At 73.9% G+C, this 11,504-nt stretch carries 8 protein-coding genes; 5 read left to right on the forward strand and 3 right to left on the reverse strand.

Annotation, left to right across the window (positions count from 1 at the left end; genetic code table 11):
* The first annotated feature begins 73 nt into the window (after positions 1–73).
* Positions 74–1,114 carry a YdcF family protein gene (locus D459_RS0119340; protein ID WP_017594656.1) on the forward strand — a complete coding sequence of 347 codons (1,041 nt, stop codon included), beginning with the start codon at positions 74–76 and terminating at the stop codon, positions 1,112–1,114.
* A complete protein-coding gene (locus tag D459_RS0119345; protein ID WP_017594657.1) occupies positions 1,111–2,352 on the forward strand; it encodes a deoxyguanosinetriphosphate triphosphohydrolase in 1,242 nt (413 codons plus the stop codon). The genes D459_RS0119340 and D459_RS0119345 overlap by 4 nt, the downstream gene beginning before the upstream one ends.
* Before the next feature lie 67 nt (positions 2,353–2,419).
* On the opposite strand, the gene D459_RS0119350 is transcribed toward D459_RS0119345, so the two are convergent.
* Genes D459_RS0119350 through D459_RS0119360 form a run of 3 tightly spaced genes read right to left on the reverse strand, consistent with a single transcriptional unit; the run spans position 2,420 to position 5,569 of the window.
* Positions 2,420–3,307, reverse strand: a complete 888-nt coding sequence (locus tag D459_RS0119350; RefSeq protein ID WP_017594658.1) for a carbohydrate ABC transporter permease — start codon at positions 3,305–3,307, stop codon at positions 2,420–2,422.
* Positions 3,304–4,218: a carbohydrate ABC transporter permease gene (locus D459_RS0119355; protein WP_017594659.1), complete on the reverse strand. Its 915-nt coding sequence runs from the start codon at positions 4,216–4,218 to the stop codon at positions 3,304–3,306. Before D459_RS0119355 ends, D459_RS0119350 begins: the two co-directional genes overlap by 4 nt.
* Before the next feature lie 4 nt (positions 4,219–4,222).
* Positions 4,223–5,569: an extracellular solute-binding protein gene (locus D459_RS0119360; RefSeq protein WP_017594660.1), complete on the reverse strand. Its 1,347-nt coding sequence runs from the start codon at positions 5,567–5,569 to the stop codon at positions 4,223–4,225.
* A gap of 133 nt (positions 5,570–5,702) precedes the next feature.
* Between D459_RS0119360 and dnaG the strand changes: the two genes are divergently transcribed.
* The 3 genes from dnaG to D459_RS0119375 all read left to right on the forward strand — a co-directional run bounded on the left by dnaG (position 5,703) and on the right by D459_RS0119375 (position 10,309).
* Entirely contained in the window at positions 5,703–7,586 is a 1,884-nt protein-coding gene (gene dnaG / locus D459_RS0119365; protein ID WP_017594661.1) for a DNA primase, read from the forward strand.
* Positions 7,587–7,657: 71 nt separating this feature from the next.
* Positions 7,658–8,806, forward strand: coding sequence for an RNA polymerase sigma factor RpoD (rpoD, locus tag D459_RS0119370; RefSeq protein WP_026120551.1), 1,149 nt, complete (start codon positions 7,658–7,660; stop codon positions 8,804–8,806).
* Positions 8,807–8,974: 168 nt separating this feature from the next.
* Entirely contained in the window at positions 8,975–10,309 is a 1,335-nt protein-coding gene (locus D459_RS0119375; RefSeq protein WP_193790268.1) for a glycoside hydrolase family 18 protein, read from the forward strand.
* Positions 10,310–11,504: the final 1,195 nt, after the last annotated feature.

The following is an 11,504-nucleotide window of genomic DNA, read 5'->3' on the forward strand; positions in this document are numbered from 1 at the left end:
CCCGGCCCCCTCCCGGGGTCGGTTATCGTCGGGCGAGCCGAGGACCCAGAAATCACGGAGCCGGGGGTGGCGGGTGCGGACAGCCGACGAGGAGCGCGGCGAGGAGCCGCGCGACGAGTGGTCGCGGAGCCGCTCGGCGGAGAGCATGGAGACGCGCGTCTTCACCTCCGCCGACCGCCCCCGCCCGGCGGCGCCGGCCGCGGACCCCGGCGCCGCCCCCGCGGGCGGCGCCGAGGCCACCCGGGTCTTCACCCGCGCCCCCGACCCGGTCCGGGAGCCCGCGCCGGCCCCCGGCACGGAGAACGACACGGTGCACGACGGCCGCCTCCCCGGCGTCCACCGCCGCGACGGCCCGTCCGGCGGCGGGCCCGGTGACGGCGGCCCCTTCGACGACGACCCGTTCGACGACGACCCGTTCGACGAGCCCGAGCCGCGGCCCCGGCGCGGCGGGCGGCGCTCCCGCTCCCGCCCGCGCCCCCGGCTGCGCCTGGGCCGGATCATCGCGCTCGTACTGCTGGTCGCGGTCGCGCTCCCCCCGGCCACCTGGGGCTGGGTCTGGTGGACCGCCCGCCAGGACGAGCGCCCGCCCTCCGACGCGATCGTGGTGCTGGGCGCCAGCCAGTACAACGGCACCCCGTCCCCGATCTTCCAGGCCCGCCTGCAGCACGCGGCCGACCTCTACCGGGACGGCGTCGCCCCGATGGTGGTCACCGTCGGCGGCAACCAGCCCGGCGACAACTACACCGAGGGCGGCTCCGGCCGGGACTGGCTGGTCGAGCAGGGCATCCCGGCCGAATCGGTGGTCGCCGTCGAGACCGGCAGCAACACCCTGCGCAGCCTGGAGGCGGTCTCCGGGGTCTTCGACGACCAGGGCTGGGGCACCGCCGTCATCGTCACCGACCCCTGGCACAGCCTGCGCTCCCGCATCATGGCCGAGGACCAGGGCATGGAGGCCGAGACCTCCCCGGTCCGCTCCGGCCCCGCGGTGCTGGAGCGCAAGACCCAGCTGTGGTACATCACCAGGGAGACCGGATCGCTCTGGTACTACTGGCTGTTCGGCGACAGCGCCGACATCCGCGACGACCTCAAGGACCACGGGACCGACGCCGCTTGACCGAGACCACCGAATCCGGATACACCGACCGCGACCGGGAGCGCCGCGCGGGCGAGCCGCCGAAGAACCGGGCCCGCGGCCCGTTCGAGCGCGACCGCGCCCGGGTGCTGCACAGCTACGCGCTGCGCCGGCTCGCCGCCAAGACCCAGGTGGTCCAGCCCGGCGCCAGCGACTTCCCGCGCACCCGGCTCACCCACTCGCTGGAGTGCGCCCAGATCGGCCGGGAACTCGGCAGCGTCCTGGGCTGCGACGCCGACCTGGTCGAGGCCGCCTGCCTCTCGCACGACCTGGGCCACCCGCCGTTCGGCCACAACGGGGAGCGGGCGCTGGACGCCGCCGCGGCCGCCTGCGGCGGGTTCGAGGGCAACGCGCAGAGCCTGCGCATCCTCACCCGGCTGGAGGGCAAGGTGCTGGACGGCACCGGGGCCGGCGCCGGGCTCAACCTGACCCGGGCCACCCTGGACGCCACCGTCAAGTACCCCTGGCAGCGCGGCGGCGGCGACGGCCGCAAGTTCAACTGCTACCCCGACGACGCCCCGGTCTTCGACTGGATCCGCGCGGGCGCCCCCGAGGGGGAGCCGCGCACCTGCTTCGAGGCGCAGGTGATGGACTGGTCCGACGACGTCGCCTACTCCGTGCACGACGTGGAGGACGGCATCTTCTCCGGGATGATCCGGCTGGAGGCCCTGCGCAGCCCGGAGGAGCGGGCCGCGGTGTGCGCGGTGGCCGCCGAGCGCTACACCGACGCCCCCGCGGCCGAACTGGAGGAGGTCTTCGCCGACCTGGCCGCCGAGGAGTTCTGGCCCCGCCGCTTCGACGGCGACCTCGCCGCCCTCGCGGCGCTGAAGAACCTCACCAGCGAGCTGATCGGCCGGCTGTGCCGGTCCGCGGAGCGGGAGACCCGGCGCCGGTACGGCCCCGGCCCGCTCACCCGCTACTCCGCCGACCTGGTCGTCCCCCGGCGCACCCTGCTGGAGTGCGCCGCGCTCAAGGCGGTCGCCGCGCACTACGTGCTGGGCCGCTCGGAGGCCGTCGCCTACCAGGCCCGCGAGCGCGAGCTGGTCACCGAGCTGGTCGAGGCGGTCCGGGCCGGCGCCCCCGGCACCCTGGAGCCGCCGCTGCGCGCCGCCTACCTGGACGCCCCCGACGACGCGGCCGCGCTGCGCGTCGTCATCGACCAGGTCGCCTCGCTCACCGACACCTCCGCCCGGACCTGGCACGCCCGGCTGGCCGGCTGAGCCCGCCGGGCACCGGCCCCGGCGCCGCCCGGCACCGGGGCCGCCGGGGGCGGGCCCGGGCGCGCCCTCAGCCCTTCATCGCCCCGCCGAAGTTGAACGCCCCGCCCAGCGAGCGCGCCGCCACCAGGTAGAGCACCACCACCGGCAGCGCGTACAGCAGCGAGTAGGCGGCCAGCTCCCCGTAGCTCACCTGGCCGTACTGGCCGAAGAAGGTGTAGATCCGCACCGCGGCGGGGATCCGCTCGGCGCTGCGCAGCAGCAGGAACGGGACGAAGAAGTTGCCCCAGGTGACGACGAGGGTGAACACCCCGACCACGGCCAGGCCCGGGGCGGCCAGCGGCACCACCAGGCGGAGCAGCGACTGGCGCGCCGAGGCCCCGTCCACCCAGGCCGCCTCCTCCAGCTCGACCGGGATGCCGTCCAGGAAGTTCTTGGTCAGCCAGATGCCGAACGGCAGGCTCGCCGCGGCCAGGAAGAGCATCGTCGCCCACCTGGAGTCGACCAGGCCGAACTGCACGAACAGGCTGTAGACCGGCACCATGATCGCGGTCAGCGGCAGGCCGGTGGCGAACAGCACCGTGTACAGGAACGGCCGGCCGAACCGCAGCCCGAACCGGGAGAGCGGGTAGGCGGCCAGCACCGAGGCGGCCACCGTCACCACCGCGGCCCCGCCGCAGATGAACAGCGAGTTCCAGATCGGAAGGAAGAGCACGTCCCGGGTGGCCACCGCGGCGAAGTTGTCCAGGGTGAACGCCTCCGGCAGCCGGACCCGGGCCGAGGCGCGGGCGTCGAAGGCGGCCAGCAGCAGCCAGAGCGCGGGCAGCGCGAAGGCCAGCGCCAGCCCGGCCAGGAGCAGGTGCACCACGGCCGCGGCGGCCGCCCGGCGCGGCGCGGCGACCGAGCGGACCCGGCGCCGGCGCGGGGCGGCGGGGGAGGGGCGCGGAGCCGTCGTCATCGGACCTCCTCGGGGCGGAGCGTGCGCAGGTGGACCGCGGAGAACAGGCCGGCCACCACGAGCAGCGCGAGCCCCACCGCGGTGCCGTAGCCGATGTCGCCGAAGCCCAGCGCCTCCCGGTACATCAGCAGCGGCAGGGTGGTGCTGCGCCCGCCCGGCCCGCCGCCGGTCATCACGAAGATCAGCGTGAACACCTGCACCGTCTGCAGGGTCACCAGCAGCAGCGTGGCCGCGACGGTGCGGCGCAGCAGCGGCAGCACCACGTGCCACACCACCCGCAGCGGCCCCGCGCCGTCCACCCGGGCGGCCTCCTTCAGGTCGACCGGGACCTCGGCCAGCGCGGCCGAGTAGGCCATCATCGAGAACGCGGTGCCCTTCCACACGTTGGCCAGCACCACCGCCAGGATCGGCAGCGAGGTCAGCCAGGACTGCGGCGCCGCCCCCGCCGCCTGGAGCAGCAGGTTCAGCGTGCCCTCCCGCTCCAGGAAGGCCGCCCACACGAACCCGGCCACCACCTCGGGCAGCACCCAGGCGGCGACCACCACCCCGCCCACCGCGCCGCGCACCCACCCCCGGCGGCCCTGCATCAGCAGGGCGAGCAGCAGGCCGAGCGCGGTCTGGCCGAGCACGCCCGAGCCGACCAGGAAGACCGCGGTGAGCACGGTGGCGTCCAGCACGTCCGGGTCGGTGAGCAGCCGCTCGAAGTTGCGCAGCCCGACGAAGTCGGTGCGGGCCGCGGCCGCACCGGTCAGCGCGGCGTCGGTGAAGGAGGCCCACACCGTCCACAGCACCGGGCCGGCGAAGAAGGCGAGCAGCAGGAAGAGCGCGGGCACCAGGGGCAGCACCCGGGCGGCCGGGCCGGGGCGGAGCGCGGGCGGCGCCCCGCGGCGCGCGGTCGTCTCCCCCGCCATCGCCTCACCCGCCCGTCACGGCGTCGGGGCCGACGATCCCGGCCACCTCGGCGTCGTAGGCCGCGGCGGCCTCCTCCGGGGTGGCCTCGCCGAGCACCACCTGCTCGGTGGCCTCCTGGATCGCCAGGGAGATCCGCGGGTAGTCGCCGTAGGCGGGGCGGAAGGCGGTGACGCCGACCAGCTCGACGGCCTCCGGCACGATGGACGAGCGCTCCCTGTACTCCTCGGAGTCGGCCACATCGGAACGGACCGGGATCTGCGCGCCCTCCACCGCGAACTCCAGGGCGTTCTCCCGGCTCAGCGCGTGCGCCATCACCCGCCAGGCGAGGCCGGGGTCGGCGGTGTGCGCGCCCATCGCCAGCGTCCACCCGCCGGACATGCTGGCCGCGCCGGGCTCCTGCCCCTCCCGGGTGGGCATCGGGGCGAACGCCATCTCCTCCTCCCACTCCGGCCAGGGCCGGTTGCCGCTCTCGATCCAGGACTGGGTCACCCAGGACCCGTCCAGGCTGATCGCGATCTCCCCGTCGGGGATCCGCTCGTCGTTGTTGAGCGTGGCGACGTTGGCGTTGAGCGCGTCCCGCTGGTCCAGGGCCAGGCCCTCGCCGTACACGGTGCCGATGAACTCCAGGGCGTCGGTGAACCCCTGCGCCCCGGTGACCCACTTCTGCTCCTCCTCGTCGAAGAGGGCGTCGCCGGTGCCGGCCAGCAGCATCTGGAAGCCCTGCATGGAGGAGACCTCGCCGGCCGGGGTTCCGGCGTAGACGTTGAGCGGGACGACCCCGTCGCCGAGCTCCGCCTCCAGCTCGCGGGCGGTGTCCAGCACCGCGTCCCAGTCCTCGGGCCGCCACGGGGTCTCCACGCCGGCCTCTTCGAGCAGCCGGGAGTTGTACCAGAGCCCCCGGGTGTCGGTGCCGAGCATCACCCCGTACCGCTTCCCGTCCAGCGCGGTCACCGCGGCGTCGGCCTGCTCGCTGTAGAACTCCGCGTCCTCCCAGTCGGCCCAGTACTCGTCCAGCGGGTGCAGGTAGCCGGCGTCCACGTCCTGGTTGATGGTGAAGCTGTCCTCGTAGATGATGTCCGGCGCGTCCGCGGGGGACCGGTTCATCAGGTTGACCTGGGTCTGGTAGTCCTCGGCGGGCGCCTCGATCGGGTGCAGCTCCACGGTCACGCCCTCGTTGGCGGCCTCGAACTCCTCCTTCACCCGCCGGAACAGCGGGTCGGCGGCGCGGAACGCGCCGAAGTCCTGGTAGACGATCTTCACCGTGCCGGGGTCGCGCCCCGACCCCTCGCACCCGGCGGCGGCCGGGACGGCGGCGAGCAGGAGGGCGAGTGCGGCCGGGGCCCGTCTCATGCCCCTCTCCTTCCCCACGGGTACGCTCCGGTGTGGCCCGTGCCACTCGACTCTCGCACGGTGCGCCGCCCGCCTTCCACAACCGGTAAGGGCCTTGTATCCCCCGGCTCCGGCCACGAACTACGCTTGCGGTGTGGCCGGACGGATCAGAGACGAAGACATCGCGCTCGTCCGCGAGCGCACCCCCATCGCCGACGTGATCGGCGAGTACCTGCAGCTCCGAAGCGCCGGGGGCGGCTCGCTGAAGGGCCTGTGCCCGTTCCACGACGAGAAGTCCCCGTCGTTCAACGTGACCCCCTCGCGCGGGCTCTACCACTGCTTCGGCTGCGGGGTCGGCGGAGACGCCTTCACCTTCCTGCAGGAGATGGAGCACATCAGCTTCGTCGAGGCGGTGGAGGCGCTGGCCGCCAAGGCCGGGATCCGGCTCCGCTACGAGGAGGGCGGCTACACCAAGCGGCAGGACCAGGGGCAGCGGCAGCGGCTGATCGAGGCGCACCGGATCGCCCAGGAGTTCTACGCCGGGCAGCTGCTCTCCCCGGGGGCCCGGCACGCCCGCTCCTTCCTCGCCGAGCGCGGGTTCACCGGGGCCGACGCCGAGCGGTTCGGCGTCGGCTACGCCCCCGGCGGGTGGGAGGCGCTCACCGGGCACCTGCGCGGCAAGGGCTTCTCCGACGCCGAGATCGTCACCGCCGGCCTGGGCGGCCAGGGCCGCCGCGGCGCCTACGACAAGTTCCGCGACCGCCTGGTCTGGCCGGTGCGCGAGGTCACCGGGGAGACGGTCGGCTTCGGCGCGCGCAAGCTCTCCGCCTCCGACGACGGACCCAAGTACCTCAACACCCCCGAGACGCCGATCTTCAAGAAGGGCCACCTGCTCTACGGCCTGGACATGGCCAAGCGGGACATCGCCCGCGGCCACCAGGCGGTCATCGTGGAGGGCTACACCGACGTGATGGCCTGCCACCTGGCCGGGGTGGGCACGGCCGTCGCCACCTGCGGCACCTCCTTCGGTGAGGACCACGTCAAGGTGCTGCGCCGGATCATGCTGGACCGGGCCGGCGCCCGCGGCCGGGTGGTGTTCACCTTCGACGGCGACGCCGCCGGGCAGAAGGCCGCGGTGCGCGCCTTCGCCGAGGAGCACAACTTCGCCGCGGAGACCTACGTCGCGGTCCAGCAGGACGGCCTGGACCCCTGCGACCTGCGGGTCCGGCAGGGCGAGGAGGCCGTCAAGCACCTCGTCGAGCAGGCCCGGCCGCTGTACGAGTTCATGATCCGCAACGTCATCGAGGGCTACGACCTGAGCACCCCCGAGGGGCGGATGGCCGGGCTGGACGCGGCCGCCGAGATCGTCGCCAGCATCCGCAACGAGGGCGTGCGCAAGCTCTACGGGGTCAACCTCGACCACTGGCTGGGCATCATGGACGAGGCGTTCGTGCAGCGCCGGGTGGCCCAGCACATGCGGGCCGCGCACGGCCGGGGGGAGGCCCGGCGGAGCGGCCCCGCGCCGGTCGCCCCGGCGGGCGCGGCCGAGGCCGCCCCCTACGACCTGCGCGACCCCTCGCTGCGCCGGGAGCGCCAGGCGCTGAAGATCGCGGTGCAGGCCCCCGGCCTGGCCTCCGGCTTCGACGAGCTGGACACCGAGGCGTTCACCGCCCCGCAGCACCGGGCCGTCTTCGAGCTGATCCGCGGCCAGGGCGGGGTGGCCGCCGCGGCCGACGCCGCCGGGTGGGCCGCCCGGCTGCGCGAGGCCGCGCCCAACGACGCGCAGCGGTCCTTCGTCACCGAGCTGGGCGTGGAGCGGGTCGAGGTCGACGGCGAGCTGGAGGAGCGCTACGCCCGCAACATCATCGACACAATCATGCTTCATTCCGCCAATCGGGCGGAGGCAAACCTGAAGTCGCGGCTGGGCCGCCTGGACCCGGCCGCCGACGCCGAGGAGTACAACCGGGTCTTCGCCGAGCTGCTCGCCGCGGGCCAGCGGAAACGCGCGGTACGGGAGCGCATCGCCGGGGCCGGGTAGCACCGGGGTGACAAAACTAGCGCTCTCTACGCGGCGGTGTGAGCGGGCACACTGTAAGTGTGGCTCTATCGGTGCTGCCGAGCGAAATGCCGCCGATCCGGCAGGTGGCGCAACTGGTCGCGGGCGGAAGGACCGGGGAACCGGTCACGGTCGCGGACGTCGCCTCGGTCCTGGAGCGGCTCGACATCCCGGCCGAGTCGCTGGACCAGGTGGTCCGGGGACTCACCCGGCAGGGGGTCGACGTCGTGGACCCGGTCGCCGAGGAGGCCGCCTCCGCCGAGGCCGGCCGCAGGACCTCCGCCGGCGACCTCGTGCGCATCTACCTCCGGGAGATCGGCCGGGTACCGCTGCTCACGGCAGAAGAAGAAGTGGAACTGGCCAAATCGATCGAGGTCGGCCTGTTCGCGGCGGAGAAGCTGCGCCGGGCCCGCTCGCCCGCGGTCCCGCCGCAGATGTCCGCCGAGCACGCCGCCGACCTGGAGCAGCTCGTCGGGGAGGGGGAGCGCGCCAAGCGCCGGCTGATCGAGGCCAACCTCCGCCTGGTGGTCTCCATCGCCAAGCGCTACATCGGGCGCGGCCTGCTCTTCCTGGACCTGATCCAGGAGGGCAACCTCGGGCTGATCCGCGCGGTGGAGAAGTTCGACTACACCAAGGGGTTCAAGTTCTCCACCTACGCCACCTGGTGGATCCGGCAGGCCATCACCCGGGCCATCGCCGACCAGGCGCGGACCATCCGGATCCCGGTGCACATGGTGGAGACCATCAACAAGCTGATGCGCGTGCAGCGCCAGCTCCACCAGGAGCTCGGCCGCGAGCCCACCCCCGCGGAGATCTCCGGCGAGCTCGGCTTCGGCGACGAGCGGGTGCAGGAGATCCAGCGGATCGCCCAGGAACCGGTCTCCCTCCAGGCCCCCATCGGCGAGGAGGACTCCGACTTCGGCGACTTCATCGAGGACTCCGACGCGGTGGTCCCGGTGGAGGCGGCCGCCTTCATCATGCTCCAGGACCAGCTGGTCTCGCTGCTGGGCGGGCTGTCCGACCGGGAGCAGCGGATCATCCGGCTCCGCTTCGGCCTGGCCGACGGCCACCCGCGCACCCTGGAGGAGGTGGGGCGGGAGTTCGGGGTCACCCGGGAGCGGATCCGCCAGATCGAATCGAAGACGCTGGCGAAGCTGCGCCACCCCTCGCGCGCCCAGATGCTCCGCGACTACCTGGACTGACCGGGGCGGGTGGGCGACCATGGAGGGGGCCGCCCCGCAGGCCGGGGCGGTCCGCACGTCGAACGCCCGGCCCCGCCCGGGGGTTCCCGCGCCGCCCGATCGTCCTGATGTGGCCGCCTCGGCGGTGCGCGTACTCCGGAGGGGCCCCTGAGGCTACCTTCTTATGTGATGTCAGCTCAGCGGCAGTCAGCGGCCCGCAGGGGCAGAGTGATCATCGGCGTCGTCACCGCGGTGGCCCTCGGCGCCGTGTTCTTCACCGCGTTCACCACCGTGACCCGGATGAGCGCGGGCGGCGGCGACGGCAAGGAGCGGATCGCCTACTTCGCCGACTGGAACACCGCCAACCGCGGCTACACCGTCAAGGACTTCCGGGACAGCGGCGCCGCGGCCCGCCTCACCCGGGTGCTGTGGGCCTTCGGCGACGTGGACGAGGAGGGGCGCTGCTTCATCTCGCCCGACGCCGACCAGCCCTGGGAGATCTACCAGCGCCGGTACAAGGCGGAGGCCAGCGTCGACGGCGAGGCCGACACCTACGAGCAGCCGCTCGCCGGCAGCCTGAACCAGATGCGCAAGCTCCAGCGGGAGTACCCCGAGCTGTCGGTCAGCATCTCGCTGGGCGGGTGGAACCTGTCCAAGCACATGTCCACCGCGGCGCGCACCGAGGAGTCCCGCCGGGAGTTCGCCTCCTCCTGCATCGACCTGTGGATCCGCGGGAACCTGCCGAAGCTCAACGACGAGCCGCAGGGCGGCGAGGGCGCCGCCGCCGGCATCTTCGACGGCATCGACCTGGACTGGGAGTGGCCCGGCGGCTCCGGCCACCCGGACAACGTCGAGCACCCCGACGACAAGCGCAACTTCACCCTGCTGGTGCAGGAGCTCCGCCGCCAGCTGGACGCCCTGGAGGAGGAGACCGGCGAGGAGTACAGCCTGTCGGTGTCGATGGCCAACGTGCCCGAGATCATCGAGGCCAGCTACGAGCCGGAGATCTTCGACGACGTCGACTTCGCCACCGTGCAGGGCTACGACTTCACCGGGCCGTGGAGCAAGACCACCGACCACCACTCGCAGCTGTACTCGGTCGAGGGGCACGAGGACGACCTCAGCGGGGACCGCGCGGTGCAGCAGTACATCGAGTACGGGGTGCCGCGGGAGAAGCTGGTGCTGGGCTTCCCCGGCTTCGGCCGCGGCTGGTCCGGGGTCGAACCGCAGAACTTCGGCCGGTTCGCCCCCGCGGAGGGCCCGGCCGAGGGCGACTACGGCGAGGCCACCGACTCCTACGAAGACCTGGAGCGCAAGGAGGGCCAGCGGTTCTTCGACCCGGTCCACGCCGCCTACTGGCTCTACGACGGCGACGAGTGGTGGACCTACGACACCCCCGAGGTGGTCGACCTCAAGGGCGACTACGTGCGCCGCGAGGACCTGGGCGGCCTGATGATGTGGAACCTGGACATGGACCCCGAGGGCGAACTGGTCGAGGCGATGGACCGGTCCCTGGCCGAGTGACGCAGTGATGCCTCTCCAATGCTCTCGGCGCTGCGGCCCTGCCAGAGCGCTTGCCGTCGAGTGGCCGTCGCAACGAGGAAGCCTCGGAAACCGAGGAAGCCGCGGAAACCGAGGAAAAGAGGAACTCGGGGAGCGACGAGGCGCGAGGACCGGGAGGTGCCCCGCCCGGGCGCGGCGCCTCACGGGGCGGGGGGTCAAGCGGGCGGCGATGGCGGGGTGGGGGACCGGCTGCTCGGTCGGGCGCGGCGCCCCACGGGGTGGCGGTTCAGGCCGGCAGCGAGGGCAGGCAGGGGAACCGGCCGGTCGGTCGGGCGCGGCGCCCCACGGGGTGGCGGTTCAGGCCGGCAGCGAGGGCAGGCAGGGGAACCGGCCGGTCGGTCGGGCGCGGCGCCCCACGGGGTGACGGCTCAAACAGGCGGCGACGGCGCAGGTAGGGGCGGGGCCGGGCGCCTCACCCGGGCGCGGCGCCTCGCGGAGTGAAGGTACAAGCGGGCAGCGAAGGCAGCGGTGGGGACCGGCCGGTCGGTTCGGCGCGGCGCCTCGCGGAGCGGAGGTTCAAGCAGCGGCGGCGGCGGGGGCGGGGCGCAGGCGGTCGCCCGGGTGTCGGGCCCCACGGGGCTGGGGTTCAGGCTGGCGGCGACGGCAGCGGCAGGGGCGGGGCGGAGGCGGTCGCCCGGGCGCGGCGTCTCGCGAGGCGGGGGTCAAGCAGGCGGCGAAGGCGGGAAGGGGAACCGGCTGGTCGGTCGGGCGCGGCAGAGCAGGGAGGGGCGGCCGGGGCGGGCAGAGGGAGCGGGTTCGCCGTTCCCGCGTCGCCCGGGCGTCGGAGCCGGCCGCCTCTGAAACCACTGCACCTCCCCGACCTGGGCGAATACCCAGGGTGATGGTGGTGTGGGGTGCCCTGCGCACCGCGAGAGCACCCCGGTGATTCCCGGGCGCGCATCCCGGGCCGGAACGGCCCCCGGGAGGCCCGAATCGCCTTGATCGGCCTGGTGGTGAGGGGTTCGAGGCGCCCGGAAGACCGGGATGCAGGGGGCCGGAACCCGGGAAGAGCAGGGGTGGGGGCGAGATGTCGCTTTTGCCCTGCAGGGAGGGCCCGCCTCGGCCACTCTGGGTGATCGGTGAGGGGGCGATTGGGGTCTGGGGGCTTACTACTCGCTGGTAGATGTAATCGGGGTGCCGCGGAGGTGCGCAGGGC

Source organism: Nocardiopsis potens DSM 45234 (assembly GCF_000341105.1).
Lineage (GTDB): Bacteria > Actinomycetota > Actinomycetes > Streptosporangiales > Streptosporangiaceae > Nocardiopsis_A > Nocardiopsis_A potens.